Source organism: Spirosoma koreense (genome assembly GCF_054777875.1).
This window is the reverse complement of sequence record NZ_BAAHAC010000002.1, coordinates 119,350-140,384: the sequence shown is the minus strand read 5'-3', so window position 1 is coordinate 140,384 and position 21,035 is coordinate 119,350. Positions and strand designations below refer to the sequence as shown.

The window sequence follows — 21,035 nt, the reverse complement described above, 5'->3', positions numbered from 1 at the left end:
TGAGTCGGTTAAAAGCCAATGTTGAGCCCGGCGGCAAGGGTGCTGGGCATTGGATAGGCGTTTAGTTCAATACCCTGGGTTGTGGGGCTACCGGTGGTTACAATACCCGCATTGCTGGTGGTGACGAAGCCGGGCAGTTCGGCAGTGAAGCCGCTGTATTTTTTGATTGTGAACAAATTCTGGCCGGTTACAAACACCCGTACGCTGCTCACATTCACTTTTTTCAACAACGCATCGGGTACCCGATAGCCTAAGGTGATGTTGTTGACCCGTACGAAGTTGCCCGACTCGACGAAGTAAGTAGAAGGCGGTAGGTTGCCACTGTTGGCCGCCGGTTCGGTCTGGATACCGCTGCCCGGACTCCAGCGTTTGTAGGCCATCGACCGTTCGACATTGTCGAGCGCCTGCTGGCGGAAAGCCCGTTTCCCGTTGTAAAGCTGATTCCCCACGTTGCCGTAGAAATCGACGCTGAAGTCGAGGTTTTTGTAGGTCAGTCCCAGGTTCAGGCCGAAATAAGCTTTAGGCTGGTACGAACCCGCAAAGACCCGGTCGTTATCATCTATTTTTCCGTCGCCGTTGGTATCCTGGTATCTAAAATCGCCGGGGTTGGCCGAAGGCTGAATGACCTGACCAGCCGTATTTTTATAGTTGGCGATTTCGTCGGCCGTCTGAAACACGCCCAGTACCTGCAACACGTAGAAACTACCCACGGGTTGCCCATTGTCGGTGCGGGTCGTGTATTGCTGGTTAGCGCCGATGCCGCCATCCAGAATAGGCTGCCCACCGTTCAGGCCAATAACCTTGTTCTGGTTGAGGGTTGCATTGCCGCCAATCCGGTACGATAAGTTATTGGTGATTTTGCCCCGCCAGTTCAGGGTTAGCTCGACGCCCTGATTCTGAATGGAAGCTGCATTGGTCAGCACGACCCCGTCTGCATCCCCGGTGACCGAAGGGACTTTTACGTTGATCAGCAGATCGCGCGATTTTTTGTTATAGTAGTTCAGCTCGCCGGAGAGTCGGCCGTTGAGTGCGGTGAATTCAATGCCTAAGTCGGCTTCTTCGGTGGTTTCCCACTTAACGTTCGGGTCTTTGATCTGCGTGATGGCGCTGCCTGGTGTTGCAATGCCACCCCCGAACGGATACGCCAGGTTTGGCTGAACCGTTACGGTATAGGCGTCCGTCGGAATGCGGTCGTTGCCAACTTTACCCCAGCTCGCCCGCAGTTTGAGCAGATCGAACACCTGTTGACCCGCCATGAACCGTTCGTTGCTGATCACCCAGCCGACGCCAACAGAGGGGAAATAGCCCCAGCGGTTTTGAGTCGGGAAGCGCGAGGAGCCATCAGCCCGAATCGTAGCGGTGAGCAGGTATCGGTCGTTGAAATTATAATTCAGCCGACCGATATACGAGTTGCGGTTATACTGATCACCGGCACCGTCGTTGGTGGACGTATTGGCGTTACCCGTGTTGATGTACCAGAGGTTCTCCGCAGCCGGAACATCTTTTCGGTAAGCTGTAAAGCTGGTCAGCGTATATTTTTCGGCGGTGGTGCCGACCAGTACGGTCAGGGTATGCTTATCGAATTTTTTGTTGAATGTCAGCAGATTATCCCAGGTCCAGTGAAAGGTTCGGGTGTTGATAAGCTTCAGATTGCTGTTTGGATTCCGCTGATTTCCGCCCGGATTGATGAACGTTGTGGTGTCGTTATCGAACTGGTAATTGTATTCGCGGGCGTTCAGGTTAACCCAGTCGCCACCGATGTTACTGCGGAACGTAAGCCACTCGATGGGTTTTATTTCAAGATAAGCCGAGCCCAGAAGTCGGTTATCCAGCACCCGGTTATTGTTATTTTTGATGTCCAGAATAGGGTTTCCGACGTTCTGGTAGACCGATGTATTCCCGTATTTATTTCCAACTTCGGATGGGATGATGGGAGCAGCCCGGTAGGCGTCGTTGTAGGCCGTTCCCAGGTTGGCGAGTCGGTTGTCGCCGTTCGCATACGAGGCCGATAGCCCGGCTTTCACGTATTTGTTGAAGGTAAAATCGTTGTTGGCCCGGATCGAAAACCGTTTGTACTGATTATCGATCACCAGCCCCTGATCGGTATAGTAACCGGCACTGACGAAATAGGTCGATTTGTCCGTGCCGCCGTTGACTGACAGGCCATGATTTTGTTGGAAGCCGTTTCGGAGAATCTGTTGATACCAATCTGTCGATGTCGTACCGGGCGTAATCACATTACCGGTGGCTGCGCTAGCGTAGTTGGCATACTCGGTTGCGTTGGCCATCGGCACCAGAAACGAGGGGAACCGAAAGCCCGCATTGCCCGAGTAGTTCACGGTCATCTTGCCTGTCGTGCCGCGCTTCGTCGTAATAATGACCACGCCGTTAGCGCCCCGCGAGCCATAAATAGCCGTGGCCGAGGCATCTTTCAGCACATCGACGTTGACGATATCGGCGGTATTGATGTTAGAAATGTCATCCGTGAGCACTCCGTCGACCACAAACAGAGCGGCCGTCCCGCCCAAAGCGCTGCCTGTACCACGTACCCGTACAACGGGCGAACTGCCCGGCTGCCCGCTGCTGATGATCTGTACACCAGCGGCTTTTCCCTGTAACGCCTGGGTTGCCGTCAGAACCGGCTGTTTAACCAGTTCATCACCTTTGATGGTGACTGTAGCGCCCGTCACGTCTGCTTTACGCTGGGTTCCGTAACCAACCACCACTACTTCCGTTAGGGCTTTAGTGTCTTCCTGCAGCGGCACATCGATGACCGTCCGGCCGCTTACGGCGATCTCAACTCGGGTATACCCAATGCTTGAAAAGACCAGGGTTGCGTTCTGGTCGGCCTGGATAGCATAGGTGCCGGTTGCGTCGGTTACCGTTCCGGTATTCGTGCCTTTCACCTGCACGGTAACGCCGGGCAAGCCTGTACTCGTGGTGCCATCGGTTACCTTACCTGTAACCCGGATGGGGGCTGCCCACGCGTTGGGCAGGAGAAGGATAAAAAGCAGACCTGTCAGCAAACGGACGAGTCTTTTTTTGTGGTGAAAAAATGAAAAGTATGTCATAACGAACCCTCTAAAATTTTCCTCACCGGCCTGTTATGAACTGCATTATTCCAGAGCAGTGCTCAGCAGGTTAAGCGATGAAATGCACTAACTTTCCTATAATTTTTTGCACAAAAGTATGTTAGGTCGGTTCGGTTACCTAAAAATGAACCACATCATTACTACATCATTCTGCATTATTCAAGCTATTTTCAGCGTTTTTTCTACATCAAAGCCCCTGTATGACTCCTAATCATGAAAATAGTCAAATGGTATCATGTAAAATCTTCGCAGGATGGGCGATTATGGTTCTCTTAGGGCTCTTAGGAAATGGCTCGGCTGTCAGGGCTCAGGATACGTACAGTTTTTGCCAGCCTGAGTTGATCAGCTACAACCGTCTGGTATACGGAGCCTACAACCAGAATTGGGGAGTAGCTCAGCATCCGAAAACCCGATTTATGTACCTGGCTAATTCAAAAGGATTGCTCGAGTTCGATGGCGGTCGCTGGAAGACTTACGAGCTGCCCCGAAAACAGAAAGTGCGGTCGGTGGCCATCGATCCATCCGGACGAATTTATACCGGTGCGCTTGGCGAGTTCGGCTATTGGGTGCCTGGCTCCGGTGGTGACCTAGTGTATCATTCCCTGACACCGCTCATTCGCGAGAAGACGTTTCTGAACGAAGAAATCTGGAATATACTGGTTACACCAGAGGGTGTCTTGTTTCAGTCCTTTGCATTTGTGTACCGCTATCGCCAGGGAAAAGTCACCCTGATACAGCCACCGGCTACGATTTTATTCGTGTACCAGGTTCGGCAGCGTCTGTTGCTGGAGGTGATCGGGAAAGGGCTTTACGAACTTCAACAGGATAGGTATGTACTGGTGCCAGGTAGTGAATTTCTGGGTCACGAGACCATCAATAGCATTCTGCCAATTGGGACCAATGATTTACTGATCGGCACCGAGCGTGCGCTTTACCACTACGACGGGCAGCAGTTCAAACCGTTCAATGCCGGTATCAATGCCTTTATCCAGCGTAATCGCCTGAACAGAGGAACGTTGATCAAACCAGGTCTGTATGCATTTGGAACGTTGCTGAACGGTGTATTGATCGTAACGGAAGATGGCCAGATTCGCTATCATTTCAACCAGAAAAATGGTTTGCACAACAACACGGTCCTGTCGATGAGTGAGGATGCCGATGGTAATCTGTGGGTCGGTCTGGACAAAGGCATCAATCTCATAAACCTGGCTTCTCCGGCTCGCTACTTTACGGATCCGGAAGGTGAGTTGGGAACTGTATATGATATGGTCCGCTACGGGAATGCCTTGTATCTGGGGACCAATCAGGGCGTTTATTACAAACCTTTAGACCGCCCTCAGACTCCTTTCCAGCTCATTACCGGTACGCAGGGACAAGTTTGGGATTTGACCGTCGTCGATAACCAGTTGCTGTGCGGTCATAACAGAGGCACTTTCCGAATCGAGGGTGATCAGGCTCATTGGCTATCTTCCGTGACGGGCGGATGGGTACTGCGCCGGCTAAAGTTTCACCCGAACCGGCTAATTCAGGGAACCTATACGAACCTGTGTATTTACCGGAAAGATCTGCAGGGGCAGTGGGTATTCTCGCATAAGGTGGATGGTTTCTCGGCTCCGGTTCGGCAATTGGAAGAGGATGAAGAGGGCAGAATCTGGGTCAATAGAGCGCCGGATCAGGGAATACAGCGGCTTCTGCTGTCGGCCGACATGCGCCGGATCGAAAGCCGCAAAAGCTACACCGATGCCGAACTGGGTGGCCCAGCTCTGGATTTATGCCGGTTCCAGAACCGTATTCTGGTTACCTCTCCCAAACATGTACTGGTACAGGACAGGTATACCGATCGGCTTATACCCGCGTTATCCTCGTATCCCTGGCTGGGTCGGCCCGTCCGAAAGTTGTTTTCCCTCGATAGTACGGGGTTATTCGTGCTCCGACAGGATGGATCGCTGAGCTGGGCTCAAGTAGGTAAGCGGGTAGCCGACGATATTCCGATTAAAGCCAGTCAATGGGTAGAAGAGTACGAAAATATGGTAGCGCTGGATACCAGCTACCTGGCTATCTGTCGGGAGAATGGCTTTGCGCTGTTGCCCCGGACGGGTAAGGCAACGGTGGTCGACCCCGCGCTCCAGCCGGTTATCCGATCTGTAGCCGCTGGCGAAAATGCTTCCGAAAGGCTGGCCTTTCAGAAAGCGGTACCATCACTAACGCACCGGCAATCAACGATCCTAATCTCCTTCAGTACACCCTTCTACACGCAGCCTGTCAAATACAGCTATTGGCTCGAAAACGGAATGACGAACTGGACACCGTATGAAGCGATTTCTCAGAAAGAATTCAGTAATCTGCCGCCGGGCCAGTATGTTTTCCACCTGAAGTCGAATCTGAACCCCAATGAGTGTAGCCTTACGTTTATAGTTCAACCCCCCTGGTACTGGACAGGCTGGAGTAAACTGTTGTATCTGATCGTAGCAGGAGCGCTTATCTGGCTATTTTATCGATTACATCTCCGGCGAGTGGCTGTGCAGCAAAACCGTATCCGGCAGAAACTGGAGGAACAACTGCGCCATCAGGAAGAGCAGAGCCAGCGCGAGATCATTCTCTTGCAGAAAGATCAACTGGAGCAGGGATTGATTCAGAAATCGGAAGAGCTGGCCAACTCGACCATGTCACTTATTCATAAAAATGAATTGCTGATGCAACTGAAAGAAGAACTGAACCGGGTGAAATTGCGGTCGGTCAATCGGTTGTCGGGCGACGATTTTGAGCGGATCAATGTGTTGATCGACAACAATATATCCAGCGAAAAAGACTGGAAATTGTTCGAAGCCAACTTTAATAAAGTGCACGAGCAATTTCTGAAACACCTCATCGAGAACTACCCGGACCTGAGCCCGGGCGATTTGAAACTGGCGGCTTATCTACGCATGAACCTATCGACAAAAGAAATCGCTCAGTTGCTGAATATTACCCACCGGAGCGTCGAGCTGAAGCGCTACCGGCTCCGGAAAAAACTCAGCCTCGATGCCGATATGAACCTGGGCGAGTTCATGATGAAGTACTAGGATTTTTCGACAGGATAAAGCAGGATTGAAAGTGAGAAGTAATCCTGTCTTATCCGAATCGTCGGCCCGGCTGTAAATCCTGTCGAAAAGTCTATACTAACTTCCACGAACTTCGGTAGGCCCTCGATAGCAACGCGTTGGCTTCGGGATTATGCCGGAACTTTTCTTTTTTCGCGTTCCATTCCAGCGGTTGGCCCAGCCGGTACGAAATCAGTCCGAGGTGCATGGGCATGGTCATCTGGCGAGCGTAAGCCAGATTCGATTCTGGTTGTTTGCGCGATTTGACGGCATCAATGAAATTCTGCTGATGACCCGGCGAGCGTTCGAGTGTAATCGGAATTTCGGGTACGTCGGTCATCATGACGCCGTTGATGGTGATCTCCCGGGTATTGTAGTCGCAGAGGAGCGTCCCTTTATCCCCTTCAAAATAAGCGCCGATGCCCCGTTTTTCGGCACCCGGCACGTTGGGTGGGGTGCTAGTCCAGTGCAGGTTCAGTCCGTCGAATTCGTAGTCGATGTCGATCCATTTGGGAGCATCACCGATGCCTTCGGGGGCTTCGCCTTTGGCTTTGATGCTTTTGAGACCTGTAGGGTTGATAGCCCACCAGACGACATCGGCAATGTGGCACCAGAAATCCTGAAATATCCCGCCCGAATAATCCAGAAAATACCGATACGTGAAATGGCACCGTTCGGGCGTATACAACGAAACCGGCGCGGGGCCCTGCCACATGTCCCAGTTCAGGGTAGCGGGTGGGGTTTGGTAGGTAGCTGGGCCAAGCACGGGCGGGAAGCCGGTTTTCCAGAGCCGTACGGTGTGTACTTTCCCAATGGCTCCCGACCGGATAATTTCTACCACGCGGTGGTAGTTATCGCCCGAATGAATCTGAGTACCTAGCTGAAAAATACGGTCGTACCGATTTAGTGCTTTCAGCATTTTCTGTCCTTCCCGAACGCTGTAGGAAAGCGGCTTTTCGCCGTACACATCTTTTCCAGCCTGAAAAGCCATGATGGCAATCTGGGCGTGCCAGTGGTCGGGTGTGGCACAGGTGATGGCATCGATATCCTTGCGGTCGAGCAGGTAACGGAAGTCGGCGTAGGTTTTCGCGCTCGTGTTGGGATGCAGCGATTGCAAGGAACTGTACGCTTTGTTCAGATGCGTTTCGTCCAGATCGCATAGCCCGACGATTTCGACTTCGGGGAGCTTGGCAAACCAGTTCAGGTGATTCGTACCCATGCCGTTCAGACCGATGTGCGCTACCCGGACCCGGTCGCTGGGCGCAACCTTCCGTTTTACATTTGGAAACAAGGCCATACTCAGTGTGGCCGCACTGCTCTGTTTGAGAAATTCCCGGCGATTCAGTGGAGGAGTCATGGTCGAATCAGGTTCGTTGGGCTACATGCTGTCTATCAATAGCATCATTACCCCAAAATCTACTACTCCTGCGCTACGACAGTTGTTTTTTCGTGGCCGAAGTCCCCATTTCGGCGCTACGACGGGCCAATGGGCTGTTTATTTGGCTCCCATTTTCAGTGCCTGACTGACTTCTTTATGGTAAAGCCGGCCGATGGGTAGTTCCTGCCCCGCAATATCTACGTGGCTTGGTGTGTAGGCATTGATTTTGTCGATAGCTACGATAAACGAACGGTGAATCCGCAGGAAACCCGAATCGGGCAGCATCTCCTCCAGCGAGCTAATGCTTTGTTTAACCACCAACGGCCGGGCCGCCGTGGTCACGATTCGGATGTAATCTTTCAGACTTTCGACATACAGGATGTCGTGTACGAATACCTTGACCATTTTACGGTCGGCCCGAAAATACAAAAACGAGGTGGCTGGCAATTCGGCGGACTTGCCAGCTATCGAAAGCTGGTCCGTTTCGGGTGGTCCGGCGTTGGCGACTCCCAGTTCGGTCCGCATGGCTCTGGAAACGGCGCGCAGAAATCGCTCGAAGGATATGGGTTTCAGCAGATAATCGACCACGTCGAGTTCAAAACCGTCCAGTGCATAATCGCGGTAGGCCGTCGTAAAAATAACTTTCGGCGGATGGGGCAGGCTCCGCACGAAGTCAGTGCCCAATAGCTTGGGCATCTTAATATCCAGAAACATCAGATCGACCGGAGTAGTCTGTAAGAGCCCGAAGGCCTGGATGGCATTATGACATTTGCCCACAACAACCAGACTATCGATCATCTCGATATGCGATTCGATGACCGCCAGGGCGGGGGGTTCATCGTCGACAAGCAGACAGCGTATGGGTATCATGGCAAAGGAGTCAGTAAGCGGCTTCCGTCAACCGGACGGCGGGCTGCGAGTCAGGCGACGGCGTAGAGTGTAGAGCCAGCGTTAACGTGATCATAAAGGTTTCGGCTTCGGCCGTGATCCGCAGGTCATAGCGATCGGCGTAGAGCAGTTGCAGGCGTTTCTTGACGTTCTGCAAACCAATGCCACCCATATATGGGGTTGGCGCATCCGAAGGCGTCGATTCCCGGCTGTTGATAACCTTAAACTTCAGCGTCGAACCCTGCACCGACAGGTCGACGTGCATCCAGGCCTGTTCAAGCTGTTCGCTGGTACCGTGCTTGAAGGCATTTTCCAGAAATGGCACCAGTAGCAATGGGGCCACGAGCTTATCCTCGTACTCGCCTGAAATACTGACGGACATATCCAGCCGGTCGCCGTAACGCAGTTGCTCCAGGCCAATGTAGTTGCGCATGAATTCAATCTCCTGCAGCAGCAGCACTTCCGATGCATTGCATTCGTAAAGCATGTACCGAAGCAGCTCCGACAGCTTCACGACGACCGATGGCGAGTGATCGGATTTCTGAAGCGTAAGTCCATACAGATTATTCAGCGTATTGAACAGAAAATGAGGATGGATCTGGGATTTGAGCAGTTGCAGTTCGGCCTGTAATTTTTCCCGATCGATCTGTTCGTAGGCCTGCTGCTTCAGGTACCATATTTTGGCCAGTTTAATGGCAGCCGCAAAGCCGCCAATCGTCGTTGCACCCCGCAGCCCGGCCATCATTGCAAAGACGAAACCGTTTCCTGAGCTACGCATATTCAGATAAATATGCACTGGATCTACCACGTATACCGTCAGGTAGGCGGCTGTCAGTGTAATACACACCACCAGCAAGCCGGTATAAGTGACCGCCCATCCATACCGCTCTTTAAGCATAAATCGGGGTATTATCCACTCGGTGAGGCCATAAGCGAACAGTATGTGTGCGGGCATAAATAAAATCGCGTCCATACTGGCAATGGTAACTCCTTCGAGGAAAGCCAGTGGCCAGGAAACACCCTGATGTACCAGAACGCGAGTCGGCAGGAATGCATAGGTAAAGGCAAAGAACAGAACCCAGGTCAGCCAAAATAAGCCGTGTCGTGCCAGCCGCTGCCGGGGTTGATTCGAGAAGACAAATTCGTAGTTCAGGCGTTGCATCAAGTTGGCCATTGCTTTCCCGAAAATAGACAAATGGAACCGGTTCTGCTATCCGCTAACTAAGTTGTCGACAAACGACGCGCTATCGTCGCTGAACAGCCTCGGTGATCGCTAAATAACACTGATAGACAGTACAAGGGTGTATAAGGTCCAGCAACTGTCGTTAAGCGAAAAGCTGAGCAGACGCGTACCGCTGTTTCTATTTTTGATTCGGTTATCGACTAATCGTAAAACACAACCCAAACACGAATACCATGAACACCTTCGCTAACTTCCGCCTGGCGGCCATCGCCCTTTTATTTACTGCCGCTTCGTTCTCTGCACGGGCCCAGGCCAAACCCGATCCGATCGTAAGCCGCGAAGGTTTCTGGGTAATCGAATCGCAACCCAAAAGTCGTGAGTGTACCGTACGTTTTTACACCGACGACCGCAAGTTGATTTACGAAGAAACCGTCAGTCGGAAACTGAACATCGCCCGCCGGCAAACCAAGCGTCAGTTGAACATGGCCCTTGAGCAGGCCATGTTCGTTTGGAACGCAACCCATCAGGTGCCCACCGATCGCCAATGGGTAGCCATTCAGTTCGATCGGAAATAGCGTTGCCGTCGTTTCTTGTGGGTAACAGAAATAAACGGTCTGGTTAGTTACAGCGAGATGAAACCTGAGTTTTCAGGTAAATTTTGACGCCTTTCCGCTTTGAGTGATGTACACGAAATCACTCAAACGACATGCAACCCAACAGACGCACGTTTATAAAAAGCCTGTCAGCAGCTTCGGCGCTGGTTGCTACAGAAAGTGTCGCCCGGCCGTTCGGTGTTCCGGCTTACATTCCAAATCTGGTGCGTGTAAGCCCGAACGACAAGATCCGCATCGCCACCATCGGTATGGGTATTCAGGGCAACTACGACACACAGGCGGCTCTGCGGAACCCCGATGTCGAACTGGTCGGTGTGGCGGATTTATATACTGGTCGGCTCGAACACGCAAAAACGGCTTTCGGTAAAGACAAGGACCTCTTTACGACCCGTGATTACCGCGAGATCCTGGCGCGCCCGGACGTCGATGCGGTGCTGATCGTAACGCCCGACCACTGGCACGACCACATTACCATTGCGGCTTTGAAAGCGGGCAAGAACGTATATTGTGAAAAACCAATGGTGCAGCACCTGAACGAGGGCAAGGCCGTTATCGATGCCTGGAAAAAATCCGGTAAGACCATGCAGGTGGGCAGTCAGCGGATCAGCAGCGCTGCCTTTCAGGAAGCTAAGCGGCTGGTAGCGGCCGGTGAAATTGGCGCGATCAATTACATCGAGTCGAACAACGACCGATTTAATGCCATTGGTGCCTGGAATTACTCCGTCCCGCCCGATGCATCGCCCCAAACCATCGACTGGGACCGTTTCCTGGGCGATGCGCCCAAGCGGCCGTTTGATGCCACCCGGTTTTTCCGCTGGCGAAACTATAAGGATTACGGTACGGGCGTAGCAGGCGACCTGTTTATCCACCTCATTACGGGCGTTCATTTCGTCACGAACACCCTCGGGCCAACCAGGATTTTCTCATCGGGTAATCTGGCGTACTGGAAAGACGGGCGCGACGTGCCGGATGTGATGTCGTGCATCATGGATTACCCCAAAACCGATCAGCACGAGGCTTTCCAGATGGTGCTGCGCGTAAATTTTGCCAACGCAGGTAAGATCAGCAACGTTACCCGCATCATCGGCAACGAAGGGCAGATCGAGTTCTCGGAAGACAATCTGATCATGACCAAAAAGAAATTGCCTATTGCCCCCGGTTACGGCAACTATGATAGTTTCTTTACGTTCACGGAGCCCGTGCAGCAGGAATTCGTCAAGGCCTACGACGCTAAATACCCCCCCGAAACCCGCACGGCCGAACCGGTGAAGGAAGTGAAGTTTACGGCTCCCAAAGACGACGATGCCCACGCCAAACATTTCGGTAACTTCTTCGAGAATGTCCGGAAAGGTAGTCAGGGAACCGTCGAAGATCCGGTGTTCGGCTTTCGGGCTGCGGCACCGGTACTGGCCTGCAACGAAAGCTATTTCGAGCAGAAAGTGGTGTACTGGGACCCGGTTACGATGACACAGAAAAGCCCGGGCGCCCCTCCTTCGGCTTCGAAGAAGAAAACGCTGGCCTCGGCTAAAAGCACGGCGAAAAAGTTGTAGAAAATTTCATTCATGAAAGCCATTGACAGAACCTAATCAATTTCAGGTTCTGTCAATGGCTTTTTAGTCGCCCTTACTTTTGATGCCAGCCACTTAGCCAGAAGGTGGGGTTCATTGCGTACCTTTGAGTACGAATTTCCTGAGATCTTATGAAATACAAGAAGCACGTTTTTATTTGCAATAATCAGAAACCCGCTCCCAAGAAATCCTGTGGCGAAGCGCACGGTAACGAATTGGTCGATGCCTTTAAAGCGGCACTGGCTGCCCGTGGGTTACAGAAAGATATGCGCGCTCAGCGGACCGGTTGCCTGGATGCCTGTGCGTTCGGACCGGCACTGGTAGTTTATCCCGAAGGCACTTACTACGGAAATGTTCAACTCTCGGACGTCGACGAAATCGTAGATAGCCACCTGGTGAACGACCAGCCCGTAGAACGACTGAAATTAGCCTTTTAAGTTGCTGGTACTTAGTAGACAGTAGTCAATAGCCGTCGGCTGTCTGCTAAGTACCAGCAACTCATTTTTATGTACAGACACCTTTTTTTCGACCTCGACCACACCCTCTGGGACTTTGACCGGAATTCGGCCGAGAGTCTTACCGAACTCTTCGAGACGTTCCGGCTGACGGAGGTCGGGATTGCGTCAGCTGAAGAATTCAGCCGGCACTTCATCGACATCAACCGAAAGTTATGGGCTGATTACGACAAAAACCTCATTGAACACGGGTACATTCGGCAGCATCGATTTCCGATGGTATTCCGATCGCTGGGCGTAGATGAGTCGGCTGTTCAGGTCGACCTGAATGCCGAATACCTACGGCTATTGCCTCTGAAACCGCATTTACTGGAGTCAGCGCGGGAAATCCTGGATTATCTGAACGGACGTTATACGCTACACATCATCACCAATGGCTTTGCCGAAATCCAGGCCGTAAAAATGGCTAGTGCGGAGATCGCCCACTATTTTACGCATGTAGTTACGAGCGAAAACGCCAACGCCAAAAAGCCCGACCCACTGGTGTTTCAGTTTGCAATGGACATCAGCGGGGCGTCGGTGGCGGAAAGCCTGATGATTGGCGATAATTACGATGCCGATATTCTCGGAGCCAAAAGCGTGGGAATGGACACCGTCTTTTACAATCCGCAGGGCGCCATTGTTGCTGACAAGCCTACGTACGATATTCGCCACTGGAAGGAATTGATGGCTATTTTGTAGGCGCCATAGACCGCAGAAGTTCAGGACCTTACCTGCGGTCCAGTTGTTAGCTTTATAAGGCTTTTATACGGAAGCTGAACCAATGAGTCTCTAAAGTACAAACAGAGTCAATTGTCTGGATAGGCTATCTTGATCTGGGATAGCCTGGTTCGACTGGTGTTCAACTTGACCAGGCTATCCTCCTGTCCCATTACGAATGGGGATTTATCTTTTCAAGCAGTTCGACCAGACTACTGACCTCGAATTTCTGAAAAATGCGCTTTTTGACGGTACTCACCGTGTTCTGCTTTAGATTTAGATCGGCTGCGATCTCTTTAGTGTATTTGCCCGCCAATAGTCCTTCGAGTACCTTTTGTTCGCCAGTCGACAAGCTTTCCAGCGGGTCAGGGATAAAGGGGCGGGTCGTGTTGAGCCGCTTCTTTAGCCGTTGATCGATAGTTTCGCTGACGTACGTCTGACCCTGCCAGAGAGCCTGCACCGCACGCAGGAATTCGGCTTCCGAAGCTTGCTTGGACAGATACCCATCCGCCCCGGCCTGCAGCGCTGGCAGCGCATGGCGCTGTTCGTCCAGGCTTGTAAAGATCAGCAGCCGCAGGGTGGGGTAGCACCGCCGGATACGCTGAATGACGGAGCGATAATCCGGTAAGGCCAGCAGCAGAGCCATGATCAGCAGGTCGGCAGCGTGCTGGGTGAGGGTCTGCTCCAGCGAGGCAAGCGAATCACAATGGATGTAGGTGGCTTGAGGAAACAGATCGGCAAGCTGGAGTTGCACACTACGTCGGATCATAGCGTGGGCATCCGCGATGAGAATTACCATAATAAGGTTCGTTACGGAGGAAGGTTAGGTATCTCGGGTATGCACACGGAATGTATACAACGAGGTCTCTATCGCTAACATAATGGATCGATTTGTAAAGAACAACCGCCATTGGGCCAAGCCAATATTCATTCTATTATCCGGTCCTTTTATGCTCAACCGGGTCCTGAGCTTTCAATAGTCAGGTTTCGGCTTCCGAAAGACTAGCCCTTAAAAGAAGAATGCTTCCAGGGTCATGCAGGAGGATTGGGTATTTAGTTAAAGCTATCCGACCACTTAGTAATTGAGTCTGATTTTGTAATCAACACTAGTATTTTCTTCCTATTTCCGCGCTCTATAGTAGGCTCATTGCCTCAGGACGCTTTTATTTCGATAAATTCCTACATTGAAATCATACCGATCACGAAACACCATTCTATTTCAACCCGATTCGCTTATGAACCGATTGTTCCACGCTATTCTTGGTATCGTTCTTCCTTTTGTTCTGCATGGACAACCTACCAGCGTCGATGTGTGCATTTACGGCGGTACTTCGGCGGGCGTCATTGCTGCTTATTCGGCTAAAAAATCCGGGAAATCGGTTTTGCTGATCGAGCCTAGTCGTCACCTGGGCGGGATGTCGTCGGGTGGGCTAGGCGCTACCGACATCGGCAATAAGCAGGCGATCACGGGCTTATCACGGAATTTTTACCGGCGTATTGGGCAGCACTACGGGCAACCGGAGCAGTGGACGTTTGAGCCGCACGTAGCCGAAGCCGTATTCAACCAGTACATCAGCGAAGCGGCTATAACCGTCTGGTATGCGTATCGGCTGGCGTCGGCCAAAACGCAAAAGAACCTGATTCAGGAGGTCGTGCTCGAACCGGCCTCGCCGGACCAAACCGGTAACCGAACCGTGCGAGCGAAGCAGTTCATCGACTGCTCCTACGAAGGCGATCTGATGGCCAAAGCAGGCGTTGCCTATACCGTCGGTCGGGAAGCTGCCAGTCAGTACAACGAGTCGCTCAATGGAGTGCAGTTTCGCGATAAACACCAGTTTCCGGATGGCGTCGACCCGTACGTGGTGCCCGGCAAGCCCGAAAGCGGGTTGATCTGGGGCGTCAGTACGGCGAAACTGGCTCCTAATGGCACTGCCGACAAGAGCGTACAGGCGTATAATTTTCGCTTATGCCTGACCGACGATCCGGCAAACCGCCTGCCAATTACGCGCCCGGAGGGGTACGATTCAACGAAATATGAGTTGCTACTGCGGCAGATCGCCAAAAAGATGCCCAAAGAGCTTACCTGGAACCTGATGCACTTTGTGATGATGCCCAACCGGAAAACCGACATCAATAACTGCGGGGGCTTATCGACCGATATGATCGGCGCAAATTATGATTATCCGGATGGCGACTATGCCCGGCGGGCCGAAATTATTCGTGATCATGTGAGCTATACGAAAGGATTCTTTTATTTCATTGGTCACGACCCACGAATGCCCAAACACCTACGCGATGAGATGCTGCTATGGGGTTATCCGAAAGACGAATACATCGATAACGATCATTTTACACCTCAGCTTTATATCAGGGAGGGCCGTCGGTTAGTGGGTGAATACGTGATGACTCAGGCGAATTGCGAGGGAAAAGTTACGGTGCCCGATCCAGCCGGCATGGCGGCCTATACCATGGACTCGCACAATTGCCAGCGGCTTATTGTGGAAGGTGCAGGAGGTGTGGCGCAGGTGCGGAACGAAGGCGACGTACAGGTTGGGGGCTTTCCGCCGTATCCGGTCAGTTACCGGGCCCTTATTCCGAAGCGGGGCAGTATCCAGAACCTGCTGGTTCCCGTTTGTTTATCGGCCAGTCATATTGCCTATGGTTCCATCCGGATGGAGCCGGTGTTTATGGTGTTAGGTCAATCGGCCGCACAGGCCGCCTGTCTGGCTATCGACGAGAAGAAGGCGGTGCAGGACATCGATGTAGCAAAACTGCAGCAGCTGATTCATAAGCAAACCAAATAAAAGGAGCGGGAACTACTGGGCTGGCGTACCACCGGGCTGGCGTACCAGTTTTAAGCCGCATTTTTAGTCATTCAATGCGGATTAGAACCCGCGCAATACATCATCTATGCAACTTACCAACTCAACGGCCATCGTCACCGGAGGAGCTTCCGGCCTTGGCGAGGCTACTGTGCGGCAGCTTGTCGCCAACGGTGCGAATGTCGTTATTCTCGATCTGAATGAAGAGCGCGGACAGACGCTGGCCGAAGAACTGGGTTCCTCGGTTCGATTTCATCCTACCAACGTGACCAATGAGCTTGAGGTAGAAGCGGGCATTAATCTGGCAATCGAAACCTTTGGCGGCTTACACATCAACGTCAACTGCGCCGGGGTAGCCGAAGCCCGCAAAACGCTCGGGAAGGTCGATGGCGTGTACGGCGCCCATTCGCTGGCAGTTTTTCAGAAGGTCGTTGCGGTTAACCTGATCGGTACTTTCAACGTGATTCGGCTAGCCGCGCTGGCGATGGAAAAAAATGCACCCAACGCCGAAGGCGAACGGGGCGTAATTATCAGCACCGCTTCAGTAGCGGCTTATGACGGGCAGATCGGACAAGCGGCTTATTCGGCTTCTAAAGGCGGCATCGTTGGGATGACCTTACCCATTGCCCGCGATCTGGCCCGATCGGGGATTCGGGTGATGAGCATTGCCCCAGGGTTATTTGAAACCCCTTTGCTGGCGGGCCTTCCTGAAGAAGCCCGACTGTCGCTGGGTCAGCAGGTACCGTTTCCGTCGCGGCTGGGTCGTCCGGCCGAATATGCCCTGCTGGTCAAAAGTATTATCGAAAACCCCATGCTGAACGGCGAAGTGATCCGACTGGATGGTGCGATCCGCATGGCACCGAAGTAGTCACTGAACAGCTTGTGTAAGAAAAAGAGCCGCTTTTTTAAGCGGCTCTTTTTGTGTAGAAATTCATCTTGACCCGGCCGATAAGGTTTCGATCGCTGAAACTTCCCTGATTCGGCTGATAAAGGAGTTATTGTACGCCAACCAGCTCTATATCGAAGCGGAGGGGTGCGTAAGGTGGAATCTTCTGATATCCGTCTGGACCGTAGCCGATTTTCGATGGGAACACCAAAGTCGCTTTTTCACCCACTTTGAGTTTTGCAAGGCCCTCGCTAAACCCAGAGATGGTGTTGCCCAGAGCGAAAATCCGGGTACCGGTACCGGTGCTGTCGAAGGCGGAAGCCGCTCGTAACAACTTGCCTGAGTACCTTACAATAAGGCTTTGAGTAGAGGTAGGCGTAGCCCCACTTGAATTACTGCCCGTTTTAACAAAGCGCAATCCGCTGGTTGTAACTTCGGTCGGTGTTAGTTTATTCGCGGTCAGATATTCGTCGATTTGCTGGTCTTCGGTGCGGGTACGCTTCAACGTTACATCGAACCGGACGGGTGTATTAGCTGGAATCAGTCCGTTATAAGCAGACTCGGTTCCGAACGCCAGAATAGATGGCATCAACAGGGTGGCCTGATCCCCTTCGTGCATGCGCAATAATCCCTCGATCAGACCCGAAGTGCTCTGTACCAGTGTACCGTACAACGTTGTGGTCGATGCGTAGGTCGAATCGACTTTGCGGTCAGCGACAACAGCGGAGTTCGCGCTGCTGCGGATCAAGGAATACAGCGTGTAATTGATTTCGGCTTCCTGACCGATACTCGTGGCAATCGACGAGTTGCCGGGCTTGGTTAAGGCATAGTATAGACCCGAGCTAGTTAATGTGCCCGACAAGCCTTTGCTGGTGGCATAATTATTAATATCAGCCACATTGGACTGAAAAATGGCAGACGTGTCGACACCCGGATCGATGCTGTTATTGCAGGACGCCAGTGCGCCCAGCATCAGCGCGCCGAAACTGAATAAATGAAGTTTATGCATGAGGAATAGAGAAACAAATGATAATACGCAGGTTAGTCCACAAATGTGGCAAAACATCGGAACGTTAACAGCAAAACCGGTTAAAGCCGTAGCCTCGGTTACATTCTGTTCAATAAAAAGCCTTAGTTGGATCAATCTGTCTAGTTGAGTACGACCATCATGCTGGCTTTATTGCCTTTGGTAGCGAATAGGGATCGACTTCGGCTAATGGGTGTAACATAACCATGCCACACTAGTTATAGTGCATTGACCAGTTCTACGTCGTAACGCAGGGGTGTACCAGGCGGTATGACATACAGGCCAGTCGAACTATTTACCGCTCCGGTGGTACCGTATCCTATCGAAGAGGGAAAAATAAGCGTTGCTTTTTCGCCCACCCTAAGTTTGGCCAGGCCCTCGTTAAAGCCGGCGGGCATTTTTGTTTTCGAATAAGTGACGGTTGATCCCAGGCTATCGAACGGGATTGCAGCACGCAGGAGCCTTCCTGTGTAGCGAATAGTCAGGGTTTTATCGCTGGTCGGAACCTGGATGGTTGAATCGACGGATACAGTCTTGATAAACCGCAGTGCATCGGAGGTTGTCTCGGTGACGGTTAGCTTATTAGCCGCGATGTACTCGTTGATTTGCTGATCCTCCGTACGGACCCGCTTCAGGGTGATGTCGTACCGAACAGGTGAGTTGGCCGGCACGGTGGGGGTCGATCCACTGCCAAACGCCAGCGCTGAGGGAATCAGAAGTGTAACCTTGTCGCCTTCGTGCATTTGCAAAAAGCCTTCCTGTAGACCTTGTTTCAGCGAACCCGAAAAAAACGGATAGTAGACGGAAGTCGATGCGTAGGTCGTGTCGATCAATGTGTCGGTAACGCCACTCGTAACGGTGGAGTTGCTGGGGCCATTCAACACGTATAACTTGTAGTTGAATTCGATTTCCTGGCCAAAAGCGGGGGTTACGGTCGACGAACTGGCCTGGCTTACCGCATAGTATAAGCCTGACGTGGTCATGCTTCCGGAAATGCCTTTGGAAGTGGCATAGGTCATAATATCCGCTTTGTTGGCATCCAGCGTAGCCGATGACGTACCGCTCGGGTCAACATCCGTTTTGCAGGAGGCTAATCCGCCCAGTAAGGCGATAAGTACGATAATGAGATGAAGCTTATGCATGAAACTTGAAAAGAAACGACATACTGCCAGTACGCTTACTGACCCCTGTTCGGGGCAAAGGGTTGCGGTATTCCTTAAATTTTTTAGAAATATGCCGATCGGTTACGGTTGCAGAACTTTATCGATAATGTGGATCACGCCATTAGTAGTCGGTATATCAGCCTGTTTTACAGTAGCCGTGGTTTGATTTCTGTTTCCTTTGAGAGTCGTCTGATTCGAACCGACCGTTACCGTAAATTTATTCCCGTTCAGCAGCGACGTGATCGTGCCGGTCTGAAATTGGCTGGAGAAAAGCACCCCCGATGTAACGTGATACAGCAACGTGTTGGCCAGCGTCTGTACGTCGGCCGATTCGATCGCTGAGAGGCTATTGTACCGGCTATCTGCTTTAAACGCATCGTCGTTTGGCGCAAAGATGGTGACAGGGTTTGTAGACGCCGAATTGTTCAGGGTGGCCAACAGGGTTGGGTTGCTGGAACCGATTCGCTTTAAGGCGGCTGACAGGTAGGTAAGGTTGGTATTCTGTTGAATGCTCGCTAGCAAATTCCCGGTCGAAGGAGTCAGGACGCGGTTTATTTTATGAATGTACCCATTGGCTTCGGTCAGATCAGCCTGGATCAGTTTCGCATTGTTGACGTACGTGGTTCCGTCGCTGGCTTTACTGATATAGGCAATACCCTGGCTGGCCATGGCCACCGCATTCGTGCCGGTCGGAATTCTGGCTGCGTTCGATGAGCCATATAAGGTATGGTACAGAACCAGCGCGCGTACCCGCTCCTGGGGCAGGGCCGTAATGGCGCTCAGGCTTCCCAGCCCCGACGCCTGAAAAGCGGAGTCCGTTGGCGCAAACAGGGTCAGGTTACCGGCTTTGAGTGCATCCCCAACGTTGGCATAGGCTACGGCCGCCCGCAATAAGCTGAACTGACTATCTTCCTGAATTCGGTCGGGTATGGTTTGAGGAACAGCGACGGTGTCGTCGTTGGTGCTGCAACCCACCGTTGTCAGTAGCACCAGCGCCAGGATTGCAATCCGCCCTGACAGCCCCGAAAAAGAAGTCATCATATAACGTAAGAAATGAAATGACAGGCTTGTATTCACAAAACGTGTGGCAAGCTTGGTTTATGCTTCCCGCTGGCAAAGATACGCAAGATAGTTTGTGCGCCTGCTGAGACATACGGATGCCGCTCCGCGCCGACCCAAAGAGCGGATTCGTTAAATAATTATAAAACTGAGGATTGAAAGCGCCAACAACAGCAACGATTCGATTTATTTGCACTGTGTTTCAAGTCAGCAGACTCAAAGAACCGACTAAATTTGCGTATCTTCGCGGTTCTGTTAAATACTGTTAAAACTCCCCGATTGGGATGAAGGAACACATTAACCCGAGCAATCTGCCTAAGCACATAGCCGTTATCATGGATGGAAACGGTCGCTGGGCCAAACGGCAGGGAGCGGCCCGGGTATTTGGCCACCGCAATGCGATTAAGGCGGTACGTGAAGTAACGGAAGGGTGTGCCGAGTTAGGCGTAAAGTACCTGACACTTTACGCATTCTCTACCGAAAACTGGAATCGGCCAAAGTTCGAAGTCGATGCACTGATGACGCTGCTGGTCCATACTATCCGCGATGAGATTAAAACGTTAATGGACAACAACGTACGGCTGGCAACGATCGGCCATACCCAAAGTCTGCCTACCGACTGTCAGCGCGAATTAGCCGAAGCCATGCGTGAAACGCAGGGAAATACGGGCCTGACACTCATTCTGGCCTTGAGCTACAGCGGGCGCTGGGAGATCGTGGAGGCTGCCCGTCAACTGGCGGCCGACGTGCGAGACGGTAAACTGACCCCGGACCAGATCGATGATACCTTGTTTAGCCAGCACCTCACCACGGGCAACATACCCGATCCTGAGCTGATGATCCGAACCAGTGGCGAAATGCGTATCAGTAATTTTATGCTCTGGCAACTGGCTTATGCGGAGTTGTATATGCCCGAAGTACTCTGGCCCGATTTCCGGAAAAATCATCTGTACGAAGCTATTTTGAATTATCAGCAACGCGAACGGCGGTTTGGTAAAACCAGCGAACAATTAGTTAAATAAGGGATAAAATCACGCGGCAGCTGAAAAAGCCTGAATTCT

16 protein-coding genes are annotated in these 21,035 nt (G+C 52.0%); 8 read left to right on the top strand and 8 right to left on the bottom strand.

Annotation, left to right across the window (positions count from 1 at the left end; genetic code table 11):
* Positions 1–8: 8 nt before the first annotated feature.
* Positions 9–3,071, bottom strand: a complete 3,063-nt coding sequence (locus tag ACYVC2_RS01225) for a SusC/RagA family TonB-linked outer membrane protein (RefSeq protein ID WP_461100447.1) — start codon at positions 3,069–3,071, stop codon at positions 9–11.
* Positions 3,072–3,355: 284 nt separating this feature from the next.
* On the opposite strand from ACYVC2_RS01225, the gene ACYVC2_RS01220 reads away from it, so the two are divergent.
* Positions 3,356–6,154, top strand: a complete 2,799-nt coding sequence (locus ACYVC2_RS01220) for a two-component regulator propeller domain-containing protein (RefSeq protein WP_461100446.1) — start codon at positions 3,356–3,358, stop codon at positions 6,152–6,154.
* Between the two features lie 91 nt (positions 6,155–6,245).
* On the opposite strand, the gene ACYVC2_RS01215 is transcribed toward ACYVC2_RS01220, so the two are convergent.
* The 3 genes from ACYVC2_RS01215 to ACYVC2_RS01205 all read right to left on the bottom strand — a co-directional run bounded on the left by ACYVC2_RS01215 (position 6,246) and on the right by ACYVC2_RS01205 (position 9,612).
* Positions 6,246–7,529, bottom strand: a complete 1,284-nt coding sequence (locus ACYVC2_RS01215; RefSeq protein WP_461100445.1) for a Gfo/Idh/MocA family protein — start codon at positions 7,527–7,529, stop codon at positions 6,246–6,248.
* A 138-nt stretch (positions 7,530–7,667) separates the two neighbouring features.
* Positions 7,668–8,420, bottom strand: a complete 753-nt coding sequence (locus ACYVC2_RS01210; RefSeq protein ID WP_461100444.1) for a LytR/AlgR family response regulator transcription factor — start codon at positions 8,418–8,420, stop codon at positions 7,668–7,670.
* Positions 8,421–8,430: 10 nt separating this feature from the next.
* Positions 8,431–9,612, bottom strand: a complete 1,182-nt coding sequence (locus ACYVC2_RS01205; protein ID WP_461100443.1) for a sensor histidine kinase — start codon at positions 9,610–9,612, stop codon at positions 8,431–8,433.
* A gap of 242 nt (positions 9,613–9,854) precedes the next feature.
* On the opposite strand from ACYVC2_RS01205, the gene ACYVC2_RS01200 reads away from it, so the two are divergent.
* From ACYVC2_RS01200 to ACYVC2_RS01185, 4 genes are all read left to right on the top strand, one after another.
* Entirely contained in the window at positions 9,855–10,196 is a 342-nt protein-coding gene (locus ACYVC2_RS01200; RefSeq protein ID WP_461100442.1) for a hypothetical protein, read from the top strand.
* A gap of 131 nt (positions 10,197–10,327) precedes the next feature.
* On the top strand, positions 10,328–11,785 hold the full coding sequence (locus tag ACYVC2_RS01195; protein ID WP_461100441.1) for a Gfo/Idh/MocA family protein: 1,458 nt from the start codon (positions 10,328–10,330) through the stop codon (positions 11,783–11,785).
* Between the two features lie 149 nt (positions 11,786–11,934).
* Positions 11,935–12,240 carry a (2Fe-2S) ferredoxin domain-containing protein gene (locus ACYVC2_RS01190; protein WP_461100440.1) on the top strand — a complete coding sequence of 102 codons (306 nt, stop codon included), beginning with the start codon at positions 11,935–11,937 and terminating at the stop codon, positions 12,238–12,240.
* Between the two features lie 69 nt (positions 12,241–12,309).
* Complete coding sequence (locus ACYVC2_RS01185) at positions 12,310–12,999, top strand: YjjG family noncanonical pyrimidine nucleotidase (RefSeq protein ID WP_461100439.1); 690 nt, start codon at positions 12,310–12,312, stop codon at positions 12,997–12,999.
* 190 nt (positions 13,000–13,189) lie between these two features.
* Here ACYVC2_RS01185 and ACYVC2_RS01180 read toward each other — a convergent pair whose 3' ends face one another.
* Positions 13,190–13,816, bottom strand: coding sequence for a LuxR C-terminal-related transcriptional regulator (locus ACYVC2_RS01180; RefSeq protein WP_461100438.1), 627 nt, complete (start codon positions 13,814–13,816; stop codon positions 13,190–13,192).
* A gap of 436 nt (positions 13,817–14,252) precedes the next feature.
* Here ACYVC2_RS01180 and ACYVC2_RS01175 point away from each other — a divergent pair, with 436 nt between their 5' ends.
* On the top strand, positions 14,253–15,821 hold the full coding sequence (locus tag ACYVC2_RS01175; RefSeq protein WP_461100437.1) for an FAD-dependent oxidoreductase: 1,569 nt from the start codon (positions 14,253–14,255) through the stop codon (positions 15,819–15,821).
* A 106-nt stretch (positions 15,822–15,927) separates the two neighbouring features.
* Positions 15,928–16,707, top strand: coding sequence for a 3-hydroxyacyl-CoA dehydrogenase (locus ACYVC2_RS01170; protein ID WP_461100436.1), 780 nt, complete (start codon positions 15,928–15,930; stop codon positions 16,705–16,707).
* 127 nt (positions 16,708–16,834) lie between these two features.
* Here ACYVC2_RS01170 and ACYVC2_RS01165 read toward each other — a convergent pair whose 3' ends face one another.
* The 3 genes from ACYVC2_RS01165 to ACYVC2_RS01155 all read right to left on the bottom strand — a co-directional run bounded on the left by ACYVC2_RS01165 (position 16,835) and on the right by ACYVC2_RS01155 (position 19,956).
* Positions 16,835–17,734, bottom strand: coding sequence for an FKBP-type peptidyl-prolyl cis-trans isomerase (locus tag ACYVC2_RS01165; RefSeq protein WP_461100435.1), 900 nt, complete (start codon positions 17,732–17,734; stop codon positions 16,835–16,837).
* A 236-nt stretch (positions 17,735–17,970) separates the two neighbouring features.
* Positions 17,971–18,894 (bottom strand): FKBP-type peptidyl-prolyl cis-trans isomerase, encoded by a 924-nt coding sequence (locus ACYVC2_RS01160; protein ID WP_461100434.1) that lies wholly within the window; start codon positions 18,892–18,894, stop codon positions 17,971–17,973.
* 102 nt (positions 18,895–18,996) lie between these two features.
* On the bottom strand, positions 18,997–19,956 hold the full coding sequence (locus ACYVC2_RS01155) for a fasciclin domain-containing protein (RefSeq protein ID WP_461100433.1): 960 nt from the start codon (positions 19,954–19,956) through the stop codon (positions 18,997–18,999).
* Positions 19,957–20,258: 302 nt separating this feature from the next.
* On the opposite strand from ACYVC2_RS01155, the gene ACYVC2_RS01150 reads away from it, so the two are divergent.
* Positions 20,259–20,996: an isoprenyl transferase gene (locus ACYVC2_RS01150; protein WP_461100432.1), complete on the top strand. Its 738-nt coding sequence runs from the start codon at positions 20,259–20,261 to the stop codon at positions 20,994–20,996.
* The last annotated feature ends 39 nt before the right edge of the window (positions 20,997–21,035 follow it).

Bases quoted from the DNA above. Each gene is read 5' to 3' on its own strand.
- ACYVC2_RS01185 (WP_461100439.1), top strand. From the start codon at position 12,310: ATGTACAGACACCTTTTTTTCGACCTCGACCACACCCTCTGGGACTTT.
- ACYVC2_RS01160 (WP_461100434.1), bottom strand. From the start codon at position 18,894: ATGCATAAGCTTCATCTCATTATCGTACTTATCGCCTTACTGGGCGGA.
- ACYVC2_RS01170 (WP_461100436.1), top strand. From the start codon at position 15,928: ATGCAACTTACCAACTCAACGGCCATCGTCACCGGAGGAGCTTCCGGC.
- ACYVC2_RS01195 (WP_461100441.1), top strand. From the start codon at position 10,328: ATGCAACCCAACAGACGCACGTTTATAAAAAGCCTGTCAGCAGCTTCG.
- ACYVC2_RS01190 (WP_461100440.1), top strand. From the start codon at position 11,935: ATGAAATACAAGAAGCACGTTTTTATTTGCAATAATCAGAAACCCGCT.
- ACYVC2_RS01205 (WP_461100443.1), bottom strand. From the start codon at position 9,612: ATGGCCAACTTGATGCAACGCCTGAACTACGAATTTGTCTTCTCGAAT.
- ACYVC2_RS01150 (WP_461100432.1), top strand. From the start codon at position 20,259: ATGAAGGAACACATTAACCCGAGCAATCTGCCTAAGCACATAGCCGTT.
- ACYVC2_RS01180 (WP_461100438.1), bottom strand. From the start codon at position 13,816: ATGGTAATTCTCATCGCGGATGCCCACGCTATGATCCGACGTAGTGTG.
- ACYVC2_RS01165 (WP_461100435.1), bottom strand. From the start codon at position 17,734: ATGCATAAACTTCATTTATTCAGTTTCGGCGCGCTGATGCTGGGCGCA.
- ACYVC2_RS01215 (WP_461100445.1), bottom strand. From the start codon at position 7,529: ATGACTCCTCCACTGAATCGCCGGGAATTTCTCAAACAGAGCAGTGCG.
- ACYVC2_RS01220 (WP_461100446.1), top strand. From the start codon at position 3,356: ATGGTTCTCTTAGGGCTCTTAGGAAATGGCTCGGCTGTCAGGGCTCAG.
- ACYVC2_RS01200 (WP_461100442.1), top strand. From the start codon at position 9,855: ATGAACACCTTCGCTAACTTCCGCCTGGCGGCCATCGCCCTTTTATTT.
- ACYVC2_RS01225 (WP_461100447.1), bottom strand. From the start codon at position 3,071: ATGACATACTTTTCATTTTTTCACCACAAAAAAAGACTCGTCCGTTTG.
- ACYVC2_RS01155 (WP_461100433.1), bottom strand. From the start codon at position 19,956: ATGATGACTTCTTTTTCGGGGCTGTCAGGGCGGATTGCAATCCTGGCG.
- ACYVC2_RS01210 (WP_461100444.1), bottom strand. From the start codon at position 8,420: ATGATACCCATACGCTGTCTGCTTGTCGACGATGAACCCCCCGCCCTG.
- ACYVC2_RS01175 (WP_461100437.1), top strand. From the start codon at position 14,253: ATGAACCGATTGTTCCACGCTATTCTTGGTATCGTTCTTCCTTTTGTT.